Origin of the sequence: Pseudomonas sp. YL2, assembly GCF_023063025.1 — a bacterium.
GTDB classification, from domain to species: Bacteria; Pseudomonadota; Gammaproteobacteria; order Pseudomonadales; family Pseudomonadaceae; genus Aquipseudomonas; species Aquipseudomonas putida_A.
Window position 1 is genome coordinate 11172 of record NZ_JAJSLU010000030.1, and the last position, 18716, is coordinate 29887.

Below are 18716 nucleotides of genomic sequence, written 5' to 3' on the forward strand. Positions count from 1 at the left end.
CGGGAGGCCCGGCGGGCGCCCACCGCGGCGCGGCGGCCCAGGGATTCCGCCATGCCCCTCCAGTCCCCCACCTTCCGCGCCCAACCCCGCTCCCACTTTTTATATGTGTACAGCCCGGGTAGCCGGAAATCAGGAGATGGAAGATGGATTTGAATGCTGAGGTAGACAACCTGGTCAAGGCGTCCCAGGCGTGGATTCCGATGATCATGGAATACGGCAGCCGCGTGCTGCTGGCGGTGATTACCCTGGCCATTGGCTGGTGGCTGATCAACAAGGTCACGCAAAAACTCGGCGGTCTGCTGGCGCTGCGTAATGCCGACCTGGCGCTGCAAGGCTTCATCAGCAGTCTGGCGAACATCATTCTCAAGGTGCTGCTGATCGTCAGCGTGGCCTCGATGATCGGCGTGGAAACCACCTCGTTCGTGGCCGCGATTGGTGCTGCCGGCCTGGCCATCGGTCTGGCGTTGCAGGGCAGCCTGGCGAACTTCGCCGGCGGCGTGCTGATTCTGTTGTTCCGTCCGTTCCGTATCGGTGACTGGATCGAAGCGCAAGGTGTGGCGGGTACTGTCGACAGCATCCAGATTTTCCACACCGTGCTGCGTACCGGTGACAACAAGACCATCATCGTCCCGAACGGCAATCTGTCGAACGGCATCATCACCAACACCAACCGTCAACCAACCCGCAAAGTGGTGTTTGACGTGGGTGTGGATTACGAAGCTGATCTGCAAAAGGCCCGTCAGGTGCTGCTGGATCTGGCCAAGGATGAGCGCGTGTTGCAGGACCCTGCGCCACAAGCGGTCATTTCGACGTTGGGTGACAGTTCGATCACTGTTTCCCTGCGTGTGTGGGTTAAAACTGCAGACTATTGGGACGTGATGTTCATGTTTAACGAACAGTCGCGTGATCGTTTAAAGACTGCCGGTATTGATATTCCGTTTCCACAGCGTGTGATTCGTGTGGTTCAGGAATCGGCAACACAATGATAGGTTGCTAATTAAATGCCTGACTTGTTGGTCAGGCATTTATTACAAGTGACAGGCAATAAAAAGGCCCATCCGAAGATGGGCCTTTTTTTATGCTTCCAAACTAACCACTGACGATTACAAGATGTTCAGTGGGTATTCGGTGATCAGGCGGAACTCTTTAACGTCGCCTTCACCCTGGTCGGCGTTGGCAGTGTGCCAGGCTTGACGGATGCGGAACGACAGATCTTTCGCTGGGCCAGACTGAACAACGTACTTGGCTTCGAAGTTGGTTTCGTGGTGTTTGCCATCTTCACCGTAGAGCGGTGCGCCAGTGCTGGTGCGGTATTGGCTGTTTGCAGCCAGACCGGTACCGTCGATATCCCAACCTTTGACGTAACGAACCATGAAACTCAGGCCAGGTACGCCGTACTCGGCCATTTTCAGGTCGTAACGGGCTTGCAGGGATTTCTCGCCTGGACCGTTGAAGTCAGAGTACTGGATGGAGTTGGCGAGGAAGATCGAGTCGCCGCCACGGTTGTTCTTGCCCACGCCGACGTAGTCGAACGGGGTATCGCCGTTAACCTTCTGGAAGGCCAGGGTGAAGGTGTGTGCCTTCAGGAACGACAGCGCGGTTGCCAGGGAGAAGGCAGTGTTGCTGATGTCACCTGCCAGCTTGTCACCGGTATCGGTGGTGCGGTAGATGTTGAAGTCAGTGTTCAGCGAAGTGTCGCCACCGAATGGGGTGGTGAGGTTCACGTTCGCGTAGTACTGGTTCCAGACGTCTTCCAGCTTGGCACCGTAGAGCGATGCGCTCAGGTTGTCGGTGATGCCGTATTTGCCGCCGAAATAGTCGATCGAATTGGCTTCTACGCCAGCGTAGTTCGCATACAGGCCGCCGTTACGGGCGTTTTTGTCCTGGCTGGTCGCCGAGTAGAAGTGACCGGCTTCGAGGTCAAGGTCTTTGACTTCGCTGCTCTGCAGCTGGAAGCCGCTGGCAGTTTGCGGAATGATACGGGAGCCGCCAACTGCGAACACAGGAGCAGTACTTGGCTGCTGGTCGCCGACTTTCAGTTCGGTTTTGGAGATGCGGAATTTAATGGCAGCGCCGGCTTTGCCTTGGCTGTCATTGACGTCGCGAGCGCCGTTGTTCGGATTGACAACATCGCTACGGCTCATGTTGCCCGACCCGGAGGTACCGTCACCGCCGTCCAGTTTGAGAGCCAGGTAGCCGAAAGCGTCAATACCTACGCCGACAGTACCTTGGGTGTAACCGGAGTTGAAATTGGTCAGGAAACCCTGGGTCCAGTCCTTCTGGTCAGCGCCACCGTTCTTGTTGTCGCGGTTGAAGTAGTAGTTCTTCAACGTTTCGGTGAGTTTTGCATCTTCAACGAAACCTTTGGCTTCTGCCTGGTCACTAACAAACGGGGCGGCCGTAGCCAACTGAGTACTGGCTGCTGCTGCAACTGCCAGTGCGATTGTGCTCCACTTCATCACGCGCATCGTGATTTGCTCCTTTGGTTTTAGAAGAGTACTGCCGTCCCACCTGTTTTATTATCTGGGCGGCTCTTTCTTTTTGTGTCGGCGCAAACTTATATCACGCCGACATTGTTGGCGATACTTGCACATACAACCTTTCATGTTCTTTACGACGAGGTCGCAAATGGCTTGGTCGATGTCGCAAATTCACAGTACCCATGCAGCCGGGCTGACAACTTTATCGCTGTTTCTGGGCCTTTTTGCATCGGTAAAAAAGAGTCCCTGGCAAAACACTTGAATCTCCATTGGGGCAACCCTGCCACCGTGTTTGGTTGGTCTCAAGCTGCCACTTCCCGTGGTGCGCTTATAGACCATGCGTGTCTCAATGCAACAAGCGTGCACAAAGTGCAGGGTTGCCACGTTTATTTTTCTGCACACCCGCCTTTCGCTGTAAAAACCGCATAAAAACGGGGGTTCAAGCCCTTTTGTATCAGGGGCTTGACGCATACCTTTGCATCGTGTTGTCAGGTTTGCGTGGGGCCATGACAACCAAAAACGTTACCGGTTCACCCCGTCAGTGAGTATTTGGCGGATGCCCGACGCACTGAGCGTAGACGCACTGTGCGGTTTTGGTGCAAAAAATTTACAGGCTGTACTGGATTCATACAGCTTGCGGTGCTTCTGCAGTCGGGTGGTTCAGGTTGTTTCGGGAATTTGCTCGTGTTCGAGGCCGGCTTACGCTCCGGGATGGTGCACAACCTTCTTGAATGTCTCTTGGCAGGGCTGTGGTGGCCTGACCCTGCACTGCATCGTGAAGCGCGGCGCATTCGCAGGTATGCTGCCTGCCTGTCGCTTGGCGTCTTGCCTGTCTGGATGGCCGCTAAGCTGAATTGTGTAGATCAGCCGGGAGTGCACGCAGTGTTTGCTTTAGATTCACGACTTCAACAGGACACCCTGACCATCGGCGATTTCCCGCTCTGCCGGCTGCTGCTGTCCAACGATGCCAATTACCCGTGGTTCATCCTGGTGCCTCGTCGCGACGATATCAGCGAGTTGTTTCAGTTGGATGTCGCCGACCAGCAGCAGTTGTGGCAGGAAACCACGGCGCTGGCCGAGTTGCTCAAGGACTTGTTCGATGCCGACAAGCTGAACGTCGCGACGCTGGGCAACGTTGTCAGCCAGTTGCATATGCATGTGATCGTGCGCAAGCGTGACGATGCGGCATGGCCGGCGCCGGTCTGGGGCAAGCACCCGGCCAAACCCTACAGCGCCGAGCAGGTCGCGAGCATTCGTGAGCGGCTGCGTCTGGTGCTGACCGAACACTTCACGTTTCTGGAGGGTTGAACCATGAACCTTGAAGAACGCGTCACCGATCTGGAAAGCCGTCTGGCTTTTCAGGATGACACCATTCAGGCGTTGAACGACGAACTGGTGGCGCAGCAGCGGGTGATCGAGCGCCTGCAGTTGCAAATGGCGGCGTTGCTCAAGCGTCAGGAGGAGATGGTCGGGCAGTTCGATTCTTTCGAGGAAGAGGCGCCACCACCGCATTACTGATGCCAACACCTTTATGCAGGCGTAAAAAAACCGCGAGCAGCCTGGCTGTTCGCGGTTTTTTATTGCCTTGGATCAGCGACGCGGCAGGGCGGCGATCACGTCCTCGGCTTGCAGGCCTTTGTCCCGATTCATCACCGAGAACTCCACGCGCTGGCCTTCGACCAGTACGCGATGGCCTTCGCCACGGATTGCACGAAAGTGCACGAAAATATCATCGCCGGAATCCCGGGAGATAAAGCCGAAGCCTTTGGAGGTGTTGAACCACTTGACGGTACCGGTATCGCGGTTGCTCATGTCATAGGTAGTCGGTGCGGCGGCCGGTGAAGACTTGTAGAAGCTGATGGCCAGATGCAGGACCACGGCAACCAGAGCGATCACCAGGCTGAACAACACCGCCGGTTGACCGGCGATGACTGGCATCGGTGCGATCAGGGTCAGGGTTTGCAGGACGACAGTCAGCACGAGAAGAGCGCTGACCAGATTTTGCAGATGCTGGCGCGGGCCTTTGTTCCAGTAAGGAATCACTGGAGCGATGACCAGATTCAGCAGGCCGAAAAAGGCCAGGTAAAGTGCATCGGGTTGTTGCAGGTAAGGAACGGCTTCGGATTTCAAGCTAGGTATGAACGACAGCAGCAAGGCCGCTGCGCCCATTAGCAGGTGGACGATTTTCAACATTTTGATTGGCTCACGTTATGACGGCTCACAAGGAAGAGCTGAAGGCGCACGGTTCGCTTCGGAACAATAAAGAGGCGTTGGACACGTGCCCGGCATCAGCCTATGCGCGACACCCCCGAAAAATGGGGCGTAGCGACACACTGCCTATTTAACAGCAAAGCCTGCAGCTACTCAAATTACCCCGGCCAGCGGCACGTGCCCGGTCGATTTGTCGCATGGCGAGTGAAGATTGCCAGCTGCGAGGTGGCGGCTGCCTTGCTAGAGTGGGTCTGCACCTGTTGGATGAATTCAATCGCCTTAGGGGGTAAACATGGCAATCGATATCGGTATCAGTGAAGAAGACCGCAAGTCCATCGTCGAGGGGCTGTCGCGGCTGCTGTCGGACACCTACGTGCTGTATCTGAAAACCCATAACTTCCACTGGAACGTCACAGGTCCCATGTTCAGGACCCTGCATTTGATGTTCGAAGAGCAATACAACGAGCTGGCGCTGGCGGTGGATCTGATCGCCGAGCGTATCCGCGCTCTGGGTTTTCCTGCGCCGGGTGCCTACGCGACTTACGCGCGTCTCTCCTCTATTAAAGAAGAAGTCGGGGTGCCAAGTGCCGAGGACATGATCAAGCAGTTGGTCGACGGCCAGGAAGCGGTCACTCGCACCGCTCGCGGCATCTTCCCGTTGTTGGACAAGGTCAGTGACGAGCCGACGGCCGACTTGCTGACCCAGCGCATGCAGGTGCATGAGAAGACCGCGTGGATGTTGCGCGCGTTGCTCGAGGCCTGATAGTCCGGTGCGCGGACGTCCGCAGGTGTGGATGTCCGCATACTGTTTCAAATCTTACTGAAGATGTCGGCTTATCCTACGCTGCTGGGCAACTAGTCATCTGGCGCTGACTTTGCGTCTGCGTTTTTATGAAGGCACAGGATGTTGTCTTTATAAAAGCAGCGATGACAAAGGAGTGTCAGCGATATGGTAGGTGGAGACAGGCGATGCGAGCATGTCGGTTCGCAACGGGAAATGAAGGTCGATCCGTTTGTCAGCGATTTCGATTTCGAGCTGATCCGGCCGCTGGCCAGATCAGTGCGTTTGAACGGCTTTGCCACTTGCTTGAGGCTCGAGCAGGTTTACTGGAACATTCTCGGTGACATGGCTGGGCACAATGGCTGCTCGGTCAGTACGCTGCTGTCCCATGTGGACCGCCAGGTGCACCTGCGCCACGGCGGGGTGAAAAACTTCAGTGGTCTGGTACGGGTGGTGTGCGTGATGAATGGCCTGCGCGATACTCCGGCGGCCGTCATGCCCTGAACGGGCAATACTTGAAATGACGTGGCGGGCTGTGCAGTCTTACGGCTGCACAGCCCGCATTTAATGGATATAATCCCGCTCTTTCGCCGCAAAGCCCTGCGCGCGGTGGCAATCTGATCGCCGAGACACCCCCATGCCGATGTACGATTATCAATGTGCTTCCTGTGGTCATCAGTTGGAAGCCATTCAAAAGATCAGCGAGGCACCGCTGGTCGACTGCCCTGCCTGTCAGGCGCCAGAGCTCAAGAAACAGCTGTCCATGCCGGGTTTTCGCCTCAGCGGCAGCGGTTGGTACGAAACCGATTTCAAGACCGGAGCCAAGAAGAATCTGGCCGGTGGCGACAAATCTGACTAGGGTTCAGGCCCAGGTCGAACGACACGCGTGAGATTTCGCAGTGCTTGAGTGCGACGGGATCTCCACCGAATTTCGAATTACGAGAAGCGAAACCACTACCATGATGCGCAGCCATTATTGCGGCCAACTGAACGAAAGCCTGGAAGGCCAGGAAATTACCCTTTGCGGATGGGTTCACCGTCGTCGCGACCACGGCGGGGTGATTTTCCTCGATATCCGTGATCGTGATGGTCTGGCTCAGGTGGTGTTCGATCCGGATCGCGCCGAGAGCTTCGCCGCCGCCGATCGCGTGCGCAGCGAATACGTCGTGAAGATCACCGGTAAGGTGCGTCTGCGTCCGGCCGGTGCGACCAACGCCAACATGGCGTCGGGCATGATCGAAGTGTTGGGCTACGAGCTGGAAGTGCTGAACGAGTCGGAAACCCCGCCGTTCCCGCTCAACGAATACTCCGACGTCGGCGAAGAAACCCGCCTGCGCTACCGCTTCCTGGACCTGCGTCGTCCGGAAATGGCCGAGAAGCTGCGTCTGCGTTCGCGCATGACCACCAGCATCCGTCGCTTCCTCGACGAGAACGGTTTCCTCGACGTCGAAACACCGATTCTGACCCGTGCTACCCCGGAAGGCGCCCGCGACTACCTGGTGCCGAGCCGTACTCACGCCGGTTCGTTCTTCGCGCTGCCGCAATCGCCTCAGCTATTCAAGCAACTGCTGATGGTTGCCGGTTTCGACCGTTACTACCAGATCGCCAAATGCTTCCGCGACGAAGACCTGCGTGCCGACCGTCAGCCTGAGTTCACTCAGATCGACATCGAGACCAGCTTCCTCGACGAAAAAGACATCATGGGCCTGACCGAAGGCATGATCCGCAACCTGTTCAAGGAAGTGCTGGATCTGGAATTCGGCGAATTCCCGCACATGACCTTTGAAGAAGCCATGCGTCGTTACGGTTCCGACAAGCCGGACCTGCGTAACCCGCTGGAACTGGTCGACGTTGCCGACCAACTCAAAGAAGTCGAATTCAAGGTGTTCAGCGGCCCGGCCAACGATCCGAAATGCCGTATCGCTGCACTGCGCGTTCCAGGCGGGGCGAGCATGCCGCGCAAGCAGATTGACGACTACACCAAGTTCGTCGGCATCTACGGTGCCAAGGGCCTGGCGTACATCAAGGTCAACGAGCGCGCTGCCGGTGTTGAAGGTCTGCAATCGCCGATCGTGAAGAACATCCCTGAAGCCAACCTCAACGTGATCCTCGATCGCGTCGGCGCGGTTGACGGCGACATCGTGTTCTTCGGTGCCGACAAGGCCAAGATCGTCAGCGAAGCCCTGGGTGCGCTGCGTATCAAGCTCGGCCACGACCTCGATCTGCTGACCTGCAAGTGGGCGCCAATGTGGGTCGTCGACTTCCCGATGTTCGAAGAAAACGACGACGGCAGCTTCTCGGCGCTGCACCACCCGTTCACCGCACCGAAGTGCTCCCCTGAAGAGCTGGAAGCCAATCCGGCCGGCGCTCTGTCACGCGCCTACGACATGGTGCTGAACGGTACCGAGCTGGGTGGCGGTTCGATCCGTATCCATCGCAAGGAAATGCAACAAGCGGTGTTCCGCCTGCTGGGTATCAATGAAGCGGAACAGGAAGAGAAGTTCGGCTTCCTGCTCGACGCGCTGAAGTATGGTGCGCCGCCGCACGGTGGTCTGGCCTTCGGTCTGGATCGTCTGGTGATGCTGATGACCGGCGCCCAGTCGATCCGTGAAGTGATCGCTTTCCCGAAAACCCAGAGTGCTGCGGACGTCATGACGCAAGCGCCGGGTGTGGTGGATGCCAAGGCGCTGCGCGAGCTGCACATTCGTTTGCGCGAAACGCCAAAGGCTGAGTAAGACGGGCCTGAAGGCGCATCTTCGGATGCGCCTTTTTTCTTTCTATAGAGAGCAGGTCGAGATTTTTTGTTTGCTGGCCACTGCGTGAGCAGGGCGGGCAACGTTTCAAGAGAATTCGGAGCGAGTTATGGCAGGTCATTCCAAGTGGGCGAACATCAAGCACCGCAAAGAACGTCAGGATGCCAAGAGAGGCAAGATCTTCACCAAGTGGATCCGTGAACTGACCGTTGCGGCCCGTCAGGGCGGCGGCGATCCGGGTTCCAACCCGCGTCTGCGCCTGGCCCTGGACAAGGCCCTCGGTGCGAACATGAGCCGCGACATCATCGACCGCGCCGTGGCCCGTGGTGCCGGTGCGACCGAAGCGGATAACGTTGAAGAGCTGACCTATGAGGGGTACGGCCCGGGCGGCGTGGCGGTGATGGTCGAGTGCATGACCGACAATCGCAACCGTACCGCAGCGGCCGTACGCCATGCATTCAGCAAGTGCGGCGGCAACCTCGGCACCGACGGTTCGGTCGCCTATCTGTTCGAACGCAAAGGGCAGATCAGCTTCGCCCCGGGCGTTGACGAAGACGCCCTGACCGAAGCGGCGCTGGAAGCCGATGCCGACGATGTGGTCAGCCATGAAGACGGCTCGATCGATGTGTTCACCTCGTTCACCAGCTTCTATGCGGTGCGTAACGCGCTGGAGGCAGCGGGTTTCAAGGGCGACGACGCGGAAATCGTCATGCAGCCGACCACCAGCGCCGAGCTGGATCTGGAAGGCGCGGAGAAGGTGCTCAAGCTGATCGACATGCTCGAGGATCTGGATGACGTGCAGAACGTCTACTCCAACGCGGACATTCCGGAAGACGTGGCCGCTCAGCTCGGTTAAGAGCGACTAGGCTTCAATGTGGGAGCGGGCTTGCTCGCGAAGGCGGCGTATCAGCAAGCATCAATGCTGAATGACACACCACCTTCGCGAGCAAGCCCGCTCCCACATTGGATATTCGCTGTTATGAATTTCTTGTTTTTACCGACTCCGCAGGCGTTATGACTTTAATTCTGGGTATCGACCCCGGCTCGCGCATCACCGGTTACGGGATTGTTCGCGATACCGGCCGCGGCGGCTGCATCTACGTGGCGTCGGGCTGCATCCGCACCGGCGCCGGCGAGCTGCATGAGCGGCTGCAAATCGTTTATCGCGGCGTGCGTGAAATCATTCAGACCTATGGCCCGGTGACCATGGGCATCGAAAAAGTGTTCATGGCAAAAAACGCCGATTCGGCTCTCAAGCTCGGGCAGGCTCGCGGCGCCGCCATTGTGGCTGGCGCTGAAGAGTGTCTGGAGATTGCCGAGTACACCGCCACTCAGGTCAAGCAAGCCGTGGTCGGCACCGGCGCCGCCAATAAAGAACAGGTGCAGATGATGGTCATGCACATGCTCAAGCTGACCAGCAAACCGCAGATCGATGCCTCGGATGCCCTGGCCATCGCGATTTGTCACGCGCACACCCGTTCCAGCCTGCTGCCGCATGGCCTGGGTACCGCACGCAGTCGTGGCGGGCGCCTGCGTCTCTGATAGCATCAGCAATCATTTTTGCGGAATGCGGATTTCGCGCCTGGGTCGTCGGCCCGATTCCCGCCTTCCATCTGTCGCCAGCCCACGGCTGGCCAACGCTCAAGGATCTGAAACGTGATTGGACGCTTGCGCGGCACCCTGGCTGAGAAACAGCCGCCGCACCTGATTCTGGATGTAAACGGCCTCGGGTATGAGCTGGAAGTGCCCATGACCACCCTTTATCGTCTGCCGTCGGTCGGTGAACCGCTGACGCTGCACACCCATTTGGTCGTACGCGAAGACGCGCAGTTACTCTATGGTTTCGCCGGCAAGCGTGAGCGAGACTTTTTTCGCGAGTTGATCCGTCTCAATGGTGTCGGGCCGAAACTGGCCTTGGCCTTGATGTCGAGCCTGGAAGTCGATGAACTGATTCGCTGCGTGCAATCCCAGGACACCTCGGCGCTGACCAAGGTCCCGGGGGTCGGCAAGAAAACCGCTGAGCGCCTGCTGGTTGAACTGAAGGATCGCTTCAAGGCCTGGGAAACCTCGCCGGCCATGTTCGCCCTGGTGCCGAATCAGCCGGACGGCCCGGCGCCGGTCAACACCGCTGAAAACGATGCGGTCAGCGCGCTGATTTCCCTGGGCTACAAGCCGCAGGAAGCGAGCAAGGCGATTACCGCCATCAAGGACAAGAATTTGAGCAGTGAAGACCTGATCCGCCGCGCCCTGAAGGGAATGATTTAAGTGATTGAAGCTGATCGTCTGATCGCCGCCGCGCACAGCCCGCGCGAGCGCGAAGAAGTCCAGGATCGGGCCATTCGCCCGGTCAGTCTGGCCGACTATATTGGCCAGCCGACCGTGCGCGAGCAGATGGAACTGTTCATCCAGGCGGCGCGGGGTCGCAGTGAATCGCTGGATCACACGTTGATCTTCGGCCCGCCGGGTCTGGGTAAAACCACGCTGGCCAACATCATTGCCCAGGAAATGGGCGTGTCGATCAAGAGCACGTCGGGCCCGGTGCTTGAGCGTCCGGGAGATCTGGCGGCACTGCTGACCAATCTTGAGCCACACGACGTGTTGTTCATCGACGAAATCCATCGACTGTCGCCCATCGTTGAAGAAGTGCTGTATCCGGCGATGGAAGATTTCCAGCTCGATATCATGATCGGCGAAGGGCCGGCGGCGCGCTCGATCAAGCTTGATCTGCCACCGTTCACCCTCGTTGGCGCCACCACCCGTGCCGGCATGCTGACCAACCCGCTTCGTGACCGCTTCGGTATCGTCCAGCGTCTTGAGTTCTACAGCACGGCGGATCTGGCGACGATTGTCAGTCGGTCGGCGGCGATTCTCGGTCTGCCGCTGGATCCGGAGGGTTCTTTCGAAATCGCTCGTCGCGCTCGCGGTACACCGCGGATCGCCAACCGCCTGCTGCGGCGGGTGCGCGATTTTGCCGAAGTCCGCGCCAAGGGCCATATCACCAAGTCGGTGGCCGATCTGGCGTTGAACCTGCTGGACGTCGACGAACACGGGTTCGATCATCAGGATCGACGCTTGCTGCTGACCATGATCGAGAAGTTCGATGGCGGCCCGGTGGGTATCGACAGTCTGGCGGCGGCGATCAGTGAAGAGCGCCATACCATCGAAGATGTGCTGGAGCCGTACCTGATTCAACAGGGTTACATCATGCGTACGCCACGGGGCAGGGTGGTGACGCGGCATGCGTACCTGCATTTCGGTTTAAACATTCCGTCACGAATGGGCGAGATGCCCGTGGCAGACGAGTTTCTCGATGCCGTGGACGATTGATACACATTTTTTGGCGATTTATTCAGCGTTTGTACTGTCACAGGACGGTACTTTTGCGGTAAAGCCTTAAACACTGAAAAAACAGTTGCCTGGCCGGATTGGCAACCCGAGGAGTAAGCACTAGAGTATGCGCGCGCAAAACGGGCTTGAGCCGTTCGCACATCGTTGTCGCGTTTATTACGAGGACACCGATGCGGGCGGCATCGTGTATTACGTTAATTACCTCAAGTTTATGGAACGGGCTCGAACCGAGCGGCTCCGGACGCTGGGCTTTGCCCAGTCGGAACTGGCCGGGGAGGACCTGTTGTTTGTCGTGCATTCCAGCGAAGCGCGTTACCACGCGCCGGCGCGACTGGACGACGAACTGCTGGTAAGCGCTGATGTAATCGAATTGAACCGTGCCAGCCTGCGCTTCAAACAGCAGGTCAGGCGGGCCACGGATAATGTGCTGCTCTGTGAAGGGCAGTTTCTGGTGGCCTGCGTGCGCACCGACAGTTTGAAACCCCGGGCCATGCCCGAATCCTTGCGTGCGGCCTTTGCCGACGCGGGCGGCACGGGTACACACTCAAAGCAGGAGATAAAGCGTGGAAGCTAACGTCGTCGACCATTCCTCCATGTGGAGCCTGGTCAGCAATGCCAGCATCGTGGTGCAGTTGGTAATGTTGACCCTGGTGGCCGCATCGGTGACCTCATGGATCATGATCTTTCAGCGCAGCAATCTGCTGCGCGCCGGTCGACGCGCCCTGGAGAGCTTTGAAGAGCGCTTCTGGTCGGGTATCGATCTGTCCAAGCTGTACCGTCAGGCCGGCAGCAACCCGGATCCGGATTCGGGCGTAGAGCAGATCTTCCGTGCCGGTTTCAAGGAATTCTCCCGTCTGCGTCAGCAGCCAGGTGTTGACCCGGAAGCGGTGATGGAAGGTGTGGCCCGTGCCATGCGCGTTGCCATTTCCCGTGAGGAAGAGAAGCTGGAGCAGAGCCTGCCGTTCCTCGCCACCGTTGGTTCGGTCAGCCCGTACATCGGTCTGTTCGGTACCGTGTGGGGCATCATGAACTCCTTCCGCGGTCTGGCCAGCGCCCAGCAGGCGACCCTGGCCACCGTGGCCCCGGGTATTGCCGAAGCTCTGATCGCCACCGCGATCGGCCTGTTCGCCGCGATCCCGGCCGTTATCGCTTACAACCGTTTCTCTGCCCGCAGCGAAACCTTGCTGAGCCGCTACTACACCTTCGCCGATGAGTTCCAGGCGATCCTGCACCGCAAAGTGCACACCAGCGAAGAATAAGCAGGTATTTCCCGATGGCTTTAATCGCTCGAGCCCGAAACAAGCGCAAGCCGGTCGCCGAGATGAACGTGGTGCCATACATCGACGTGATGCTGGTGCTGCTGGTTATCTTCATGGTGACCGCGCCGATGCTCAATCAGGGCGTGAAAGTGGATCTGCCCAAGGTTTCCAGCGAAGCCTTGCCGCAGGACAACAACACTCAGGTGCTGACCATTTCGATCAAGGCTGACAAGACCTACTACTGGAACCTTGGCAGCGAAGTCGATACCGAAAAGCAGCAGGACAGGGCAATGACCCTGCCGCAGATGACTGACGCGGTGACCAAGATCATTCGCGCCGGCACCGAAGGCGGCAAGCGTACCCAGGTCTTTATTCGTGGCGACAAGTCGGTCGACTACGGCGCCGTCATGGGGGCCATGGGCGGGTTGCAGAAAGCCGGAGTCGGTAATGTTGGTTTGATTACCGAGGCCCCCTGATGCAGCAACAGCGAGAGCCGTCCGCCTCGGAAAGCTACTTCTGGCCCAGTGTTCTGGCGATTGTCCTGCACGTGCTGGTGTTCGGCATGCTGTTCGTCAGTTTCGCCTTTACACCCGAGTTGCCGCCGGCCAAGCCGATTGTCCAGGCGACCCTGTACCAGTTGAAATCGAAAAGTCAGGCAACCACCCAGACCAATCAGAAGATTGCGGGTGAGGCGAAGAAATCCGCCGCGCGCCAGACCGAAGTCGAGCAGATGGAACAGAAAAAGGTCGAGCAGGAAGCGGTGAAGGCTGCGGAACAAAAGAAAGAAGAAGCGGCTCAAAAGGCCGAGGAAGCCAAGAAGGCCGACGAGGCGAAGAAAGCGGACGAGGCGAAAAAGGCTGATGAAGCCAAGAAAGCCGACGATGCGAAGAAAGCCGAGGCCAAGAAGGCAGAAGAGAAACAATTGGCTGATATAGCCAAGAAGAAAGCCGAAGAAGAAGCCAAGAAGGCGGCTGAAGAAGAGGCCAAGAAAGCGGCCGCTGAAGAAGCCAAGAAGAAGATCGTCGAAGACGCGAAGAAGAAAGCCGCCGAAGACGCCAAGAAAAAAGCTGAAGCTGAAGAGGCGAAGAAGAAAGTCGCCGACGAAGCGAAGAAGAAAGCTGCTGCCGATGCTGCGAAGAAAAAATCGCAGGAAGCGGCACGTAAATCCGCCGAAGAGAAAAAGGCTCAGGCCCTGGCAGATTTGCTTTCCGACACGCCACAGCGTCAGCAGGCCTTGGCCGATGAGCAGGGTGACGAAGTCGCGGGCAGTTTCGATGACCTGATTCGTGCGCGGGCAGCGGAAGGTTGGGCGCGTCCTCCTTCGGCACGCAAAGGCATGACGGTCGTGCTGCAAATCGGCATGTTGCCGGACGGTACGGTGACTTCGGTCAGCGTGGCCAAGTCCAGTGGCGATGGTCCGTTCGATGCGTCGGCAGTCGCGGCAGTGAAGAATATTGGACGTTTGACAGAAATGCAGGGAATGAAGCCGAGCGATTTCGCTCCGTATCGTTCATTCAAGATGACATTCACACCTGAGGATCTAGCCTTGTGAGAAACCTTCTTCGAGGAATGCTGGTCGTGATCTGCTGCATGGCAGGGATCGCGATGGCTGATGAAAAGAACATTCTGGTCACCAGCGGCAGCGATCGGGCCACCCCGATCGCCGTCGTACCGTTCGGTATGCAGGGCGGTGCGGTGCTGCCGGACGATATGGCTGAAATCATTGGTAACGATTTGCGGAACTCGGGCTACTACTCGCCGATTCCAAAGCAAAACATGATCAGCCAGCCAAGCCAGCCGAGCGAAATCATCTTCCGTGACTGGAAGGCGGTGGGTGCTCAATACATGATGGTCGGCAGCATTGCTCCTGCGGGCGGTCGTCTGCAGGTGCAATGGGCATTGTTCAACGTGGCCACCGAGCAGAAAGTGGCTGACGGCAGTGTTTCCGGTACCACCGAGCAACTGCGTGACATGGCGCACTTCATCTCTGACCAGTCGTTCGAAAAACTCACCGGTATCAAAGGTGCGTTTTCGACCCGTCTGCTGTACGTGACAGCCGAGCGTTTCTCCGAGAAGAACACTCGCTACACCCTGCAGCGTTCGGACTACGACGGTGCCCGTGCCGTGACTCTGCTGCAATCGCGCGAGCCGATTCTGTCGCCGCGTTTCGCACCGGATGGCAAGCGCATCGCCTACGTGTCGTTCGAGCAGAAGCGTCCACGGATCTTCATGCAGAACATCGACACCGGTCGCCGTGAGCAGATCACCAACTTCGAAGGCCTGAATGGCGCGCCAGCCTGGTCGCCGGATGGCAATCGCCTGGCTTTCGTACTGTCGAAAGACGGCAACCCGGACATCTATGTGATGAACCTGGGTTCGCGTCAGATCACTCGTGTGACGGCAGGTCCTGGCATCAACACCGAACCGTACTGGGGCAAGGATGGCTCGACCATCTACTTCACCTCGGACCGTGGCGGCAAGCCGCAGATCTACAAAACCAGCGCCAGCGGCGGTGGTGCAGAGCGTGTGACCTTCATTGGCAACTACAACGCCAACCCGAAGCTGTCGGCTGATGAAAAGACGCTGGTGATGATCCATCGCCAGGATGGTTTCACCAATTTCAAGGTGGCGGCCCAGGATTTGCAGCGAGGTAGTGTAAAGATCCTCACTGATAGCACTCTGGACGAGTCACCTACTGTTGCGCCCAACGGCACCATGGTAATCTACGCCACCCGCCAGCAGGGCCGGGGAGTCTTGATGCTCGTGTCCATTAATGGACGCGTGAGGCTCCCGCTTCCTACCGCACAAGGCGAAGTCAGAGAACCGTCCTGGTCCCCTTACCTGAACTGACGCGGCGCTTTACGTTTTACTTAACACACTGGGGTTCATTAGGAGTTTCACGATGGAAATGCTGAAGTTTGGTAAATTTGCTGCGCTGGCTCTGGCCATGGCTGTAGCTGTAGGTTGCTCGTCCAAAGGCGGCGACAACGCCGGTGAAGGCGCTGTTGATCCAAACGCTGGTTACGGCGCAAACACTGGTGCCGTTGACGGTTCCCTGAGCGAAGAAGCTGCTCTGCGCGCAATCACCACCTTCTACTTCGAATACGACAGCTCGGACCTGAAGCCAGAAGCCATGCGCGCTCTGGACGTTCACGCCAAAGACCTGAAAGCAAACGGCGCTCGCGTTGTTCTGGAAGGCAACACCGACGAACGTGGTACTCGTGAGTACAACATGGCACTGGGCGAGCGTCGTGCGAAAGCCGTTCAGCGCTACCTGGTACTGCAAGGTGTTTCCCCAGCTCAGCTGGAACTGGTTTCCTACGGCGAAGAGCGTCCAGTTGCTACCGGCAACGACGAGCAGTCCTGGGCTCAAAACCGTCGCGTCGAACTGCGTAAGTAATTCGATATGCGAACGTGCCGTCGTGCTGTAACTGTTCTGGCTCTCAGCCTCGCGCCGCTTGCGGCGTGGGCTGCGGTTCCTGTGGTCGATGACAACTCCGGTTATAACAATAGCGGGAGCAGTTATCCGCCTGCGGGTTACGGTACGAACGGCGCCTATGCCGGGGGAGCGGCTTCGGCCCCTGCCTCGGCACAGGGCATGCTGTTCAACCAACTGCAACAGATGCAGGATCAGATATCGCGCCAGCAAGGTGTGATCGAAGAACTGCAGAATCAGGTTGCGCGCATGAAACAGGAATCCCTGGAGCGATACCAGGATCTTGATCGGCGCATAGGATCCGGTGTTGCACCTGCCGCGACTCCTGAGAATTCTTCTGCCGGTGGCGATGCAAGTGCTGCTGCCGGTGCTGCCGCTGGCGCCGGGGCTGCTGCCGCCCAGGCACCTGCTGCAAGTAGCGAACCGGGTGATCCGGCCAAGGAAAAGCTGTATTACGATGCCGCTTTCGACCTGATCAAAGCCAAGGATTTCGACAAGGCCAGCCAGGCTTTCTCGGCATTCCTGCGCAAATACCCGAACAGCCAATACGCGGGCAATGCCCAGTACTGGTTGGGCGAAGTGAACCTGGCCAAGGGCGATCTGCAAGGTGCAGGTCAGGCTTTTGCCAAAGTTTCTCAGCTCTATCCCAAGCACGCCAAAGTGCCGGATTCGCTGTACAAGCTGGCTGATGTAGAGCGCCGCCTCGGTCACACCGACAAGGTCAAAGGCATTTTGCAACAGGTGGTTTCCCAATACCCGGGGACCTCCGCTGCTCAGTTGGCCCAACGCGATCTGCAACGCATGTAAGTGTGTTTGACCCGTTTGGAAGAAACCCGCGCTTGTCGCGGGCTTTTTCGTTAGAATTCACGCCCTTTTTCTGAAACACGCTTCTGGTGATCTACGCGTTGGCGGGGTTGCCTGAGGTGCCTGACGGAGGCGGACAGCCTGTTTAGCTGTTACGCCCGTGGCGACTATGCAAGACACATTGAGAATTACCGAAGTTTTCTACTCGTTGCAGGGGGAAACGCGGACTGCCGGGCTGCCCACGGTTTTTGTGCGCCTGACCGGTTGCCCATTGCGTTGCCAATACTGCGACAGCGCCTATGCGTTCAGCGGCGGTACGATCCGCACCCTCGACGATATCCTCGAACAAGTGGCCGGGTTTCGCCCGCGCTACGTCTGTGTGACCGGCGGTGAACCGCTGGCGCAGCCCAATGCCATCCCGTTGCTCAAGCAATTGTGTGATGCCGGTTACGAAGTGTCACTGGAAACCAGTGGTGCACTCGATATCTCGGCGGTAGATTCGCGCGTCAGTCGCGTGGTCGACTTGAAGACACCGGACTCCAAAGAGGCGCACCGCAACCGCTACGAAAACATCGAACTGTTGACGCCCAACGATCAGGTGAAGTTTGTCATCTGTTCGCGGGACGACTATGACTGGGCGGTTTCCAAACTGATCCAGTACGGTCTCGATCAACGTGCGGGTGAAGTGCTGTTTTCCCCAAGTCATCATGACCTCAATGCCAGGGATCTGGCGGACTGGGTGGTGGCAGACAACCTGTCGGTGCGTCTGCAATTACAGCTGCACAAGTATCTTTGGAATGACGAGCCGGGGCGCTGAGATGACTGAACAACTGAACACCACCGAACAGCGTGCAGTGATTTTACTGTCGGGCGGTCTGGATTCGGCCACGGTCGTGGCAATGGCCCGAGCCGAAGGTTTCGCCTGTTACACCATGAGTTTCGATTACGGCCAGCGCTCCCATGCAGAGCTGCATGCCGCCGCGCGCGTCGCTCGCGATCTGGGTGTGGTCGAGCACAAAGTGATCGGCCTGAACCTGAATGGCATGGGCGGCTCGGCGCTGACCGACACCAGCATCGACGTCCCGGAAGAGCTGGGCGAGGGCATCCCGGTGACCTACGTACCGGCGCGCAACACGGTGTTCCTGTCGCTGGCACTGGGCTGGGCTGAAGTGCTTGGCGCGCGTGACATCTTTATCGGGGTCAACGCGGTGGACTATTCCGGTTACCCGGATTGCCGTCCGGAGTTCATCGAGTCGTTCGAGCGCATGGCCAACCTGGCGACCAAGGCGGGTGTGGAAGGCAACGGTTTCCGCATCCAGGCACCGCTGCAGAACCTGAGCAAGGCGCAGATCGTCCAGGCGGGCGTGAAGCTGGGCGTGGATTACGGCCTGACCGTTTCCTGCTATCAGGCGGACGATGAAGGCCGCGCGTGCGGCAAATGCGACAGCTGCCGCCTGCGTGCAGAAGGCTTCGCAGCGGCCGGTGTAAGCGATCCAACACCTTATTTTTGATTTTTTTCAAAAAGGTGTTGAATAGTCCTTAAAAATCAGTATTATACGCGCCACCACACAGCGGGTCGTTAGCTCAGTTGGTAGAGCAGTTGGCTTTTAACCAATTGGTCGTAGGTTCGAATCCCACACGACC

Annotated in this window: 22 protein-coding genes; 20 read left to right on the top strand and 2 right to left on the bottom strand. The window is 58.0% G+C overall.

All coding sequences use genetic code 11. From position 1 onward, the window contains the following. The first annotated feature begins 143 nt into the window (after window positions 1-143). Complete coding sequence (locus LVD08_RS27325) at window positions 144-986, top strand: mechanosensitive ion channel family protein (protein WP_007912753.1); 843 nt, start codon at window positions 144-146, stop codon at window positions 984-986. A gap of 117 nt (window positions 987-1103) precedes the next feature. Here the strand turns inward: LVD08_RS27325 and LVD08_RS27330 are convergent, their stop codons facing one another. Beyond that, window positions 1104-2468 carry an OprD family porin gene (locus LVD08_RS27330; protein WP_247269718.1) on the bottom strand — a complete coding sequence of 455 codons (1365 nt, stop codon included), beginning with the start codon at window positions 2466-2468 and terminating at the stop codon, window positions 1104-1106. Window positions 2469-3362: 894 nt separating this feature from the next. Between LVD08_RS27330 and LVD08_RS27335 the strand changes: the two genes are divergently transcribed. Further along, window positions 3363-3788 (top strand): HIT family protein, encoded by a 426-nt coding sequence (locus LVD08_RS27335; protein WP_027612530.1) that lies wholly within the window; start codon window positions 3363-3365, stop codon window positions 3786-3788. A 3-nt stretch (window positions 3789-3791) separates the two neighbouring features. Beyond that, window positions 3792-3998 carry a SlyX family protein gene (locus LVD08_RS27340; protein ID WP_007962092.1) on the top strand — a complete coding sequence of 69 codons (207 nt, stop codon included), beginning with the start codon at window positions 3792-3794 and terminating at the stop codon, window positions 3996-3998. A 72-nt stretch (window positions 3999-4070) separates the two neighbouring features. On the opposite strand, the gene LVD08_RS28090 is transcribed toward LVD08_RS27340, so the two are convergent. Next, on the bottom strand, window positions 4071-4673 hold the full coding sequence (locus tag LVD08_RS28090) for a cold-shock protein (RefSeq protein ID WP_027612531.1): 603 nt from the start codon (window positions 4671-4673) through the stop codon (window positions 4071-4073). Window positions 4674-4983: 310 nt separating this feature from the next. Between LVD08_RS28090 and LVD08_RS27350 the strand changes: the two genes are divergently transcribed. The 17 genes from LVD08_RS27350 to queC all read left to right on the top strand — a co-directional run bounded on the left by LVD08_RS27350 (window position 4984) and on the right by queC (window position 18583). Then, entirely contained in the window at window positions 4984-5454 is a 471-nt protein-coding gene (locus tag LVD08_RS27350) for a Dps family protein (RefSeq protein WP_007912745.1), read from the top strand. A gap of 186 nt (window positions 5455-5640) precedes the next feature. After that, complete coding sequence (locus LVD08_RS27355; RefSeq protein WP_247269719.1) at window positions 5641-5976, top strand: ribbon-helix-helix domain-containing protein; 336 nt, start codon at window positions 5641-5643, stop codon at window positions 5974-5976. 133 nt (window positions 5977-6109) lie between these two features. After that, complete coding sequence (locus LVD08_RS27360; protein WP_003227532.1) at window positions 6110-6331, top strand: FmdB family zinc ribbon protein; 222 nt, start codon at window positions 6110-6112, stop codon at window positions 6329-6331. Window positions 6332-6431: 100 nt separating this feature from the next. Continuing rightward, on the top strand, window positions 6432-8207 hold the full coding sequence (aspS, locus tag LVD08_RS27365) for an aspartate--tRNA ligase (protein ID WP_003227530.1): 1776 nt from the start codon (window positions 6432-6434) through the stop codon (window positions 8205-8207). Window positions 8208-8334: 127 nt separating this feature from the next. Beyond that, the gene (locus tag LVD08_RS27370) at window positions 8335-9081 is read left to right on the top strand and encodes a YebC/PmpR family DNA-binding transcriptional regulator (RefSeq protein WP_003227527.1); all 747 of its coding nucleotides are present in this window, start codon (window positions 8335-8337) and stop codon (window positions 9079-9081) included. A 158-nt stretch (window positions 9082-9239) separates the two neighbouring features. Continuing rightward, the gene (gene ruvC, locus LVD08_RS27375) at window positions 9240-9767 is read left to right on the top strand and encodes a crossover junction endodeoxyribonuclease RuvC (RefSeq protein ID WP_007962095.1); all 528 of its coding nucleotides are present in this window, start codon (window positions 9240-9242) and stop codon (window positions 9765-9767) included. A gap of 114 nt (window positions 9768-9881) precedes the next feature. Then, on the top strand, window positions 9882-10490 hold the full coding sequence (gene ruvA / locus LVD08_RS27380) for a Holliday junction branch migration protein RuvA (protein ID WP_003227522.1): 609 nt from the start codon (window positions 9882-9884) through the stop codon (window positions 10488-10490). Continuing rightward, window positions 10491-11552 (top strand): Holliday junction branch migration DNA helicase RuvB, encoded by a 1062-nt coding sequence (gene ruvB / locus LVD08_RS27385; RefSeq protein WP_007962024.1) that lies wholly within the window; start codon window positions 10491-10493, stop codon window positions 11550-11552. A gap of 127 nt (window positions 11553-11679) precedes the next feature. Further along, the gene (ybgC, locus tag LVD08_RS27390; protein WP_027612533.1) at window positions 11680-12147 is read left to right on the top strand and encodes a tol-pal system-associated acyl-CoA thioesterase; all 468 of its coding nucleotides are present in this window, start codon (window positions 11680-11682) and stop codon (window positions 12145-12147) included. After that, window positions 12137-12832 carry a protein TolQ gene (tolQ, locus tag LVD08_RS27395; protein ID WP_007912733.1) on the top strand — a complete coding sequence of 232 codons (696 nt, stop codon included), beginning with the start codon at window positions 12137-12139 and terminating at the stop codon, window positions 12830-12832. Before ybgC ends, tolQ begins: the two co-directional genes overlap by 11 nt. A 23-nt stretch (window positions 12833-12855) precedes the next feature. After that, window positions 12856-13308 (top strand): protein TolR, encoded by a 453-nt coding sequence (gene tolR, locus LVD08_RS27400; protein WP_161794900.1) that lies wholly within the window; start codon window positions 12856-12858, stop codon window positions 13306-13308. Then, complete coding sequence (tolA, locus tag LVD08_RS27405; protein WP_041068568.1) at window positions 13308-14384, top strand: cell envelope integrity protein TolA; 1077 nt, start codon at window positions 13308-13310, stop codon at window positions 14382-14384. Before tolR ends, tolA begins: the two co-directional genes overlap by 1 nt. 17 nt (window positions 14385-14401) lie before the next feature. Then, window positions 14402-15682: a Tol-Pal system beta propeller repeat protein TolB gene (tolB, locus tag LVD08_RS27410; RefSeq protein WP_164747834.1), complete on the top strand. Its 1281-nt coding sequence runs from the start codon at window positions 14402-14404 to the stop codon at window positions 15680-15682. A gap of 52 nt (window positions 15683-15734) precedes the next feature. Continuing rightward, a complete protein-coding gene (gene pal, locus LVD08_RS27415; RefSeq protein ID WP_003178634.1) occupies window positions 15735-16232 on the top strand; it encodes a peptidoglycan-associated lipoprotein Pal in 498 nt (165 codons plus the stop codon). A 6-nt stretch (window positions 16233-16238) separates the two neighbouring features. Next, window positions 16239-17075, top strand: coding sequence for a tol-pal system protein YbgF (ybgF, locus tag LVD08_RS27420; protein ID WP_047296035.1), 837 nt, complete (start codon window positions 16239-16241; stop codon window positions 17073-17075). Between the two features lie 166 nt (window positions 17076-17241). Further along, window positions 17242-17889: a 7-carboxy-7-deazaguanine synthase QueE gene (gene queE / locus LVD08_RS27425; protein ID WP_247269720.1), complete on the top strand. Its 648-nt coding sequence runs from the start codon at window positions 17242-17244 to the stop codon at window positions 17887-17889. A 1-nt stretch (window position 17890) separates the two neighbouring features. Next, on the top strand, window positions 17891-18583 hold the full coding sequence (gene queC, locus LVD08_RS27430; RefSeq protein WP_247269721.1) for a 7-cyano-7-deazaguanine synthase QueC: 693 nt from the start codon (window positions 17891-17893) through the stop codon (window positions 18581-18583). Window positions 18584-18716 lie beyond the last annotated feature (133 nt).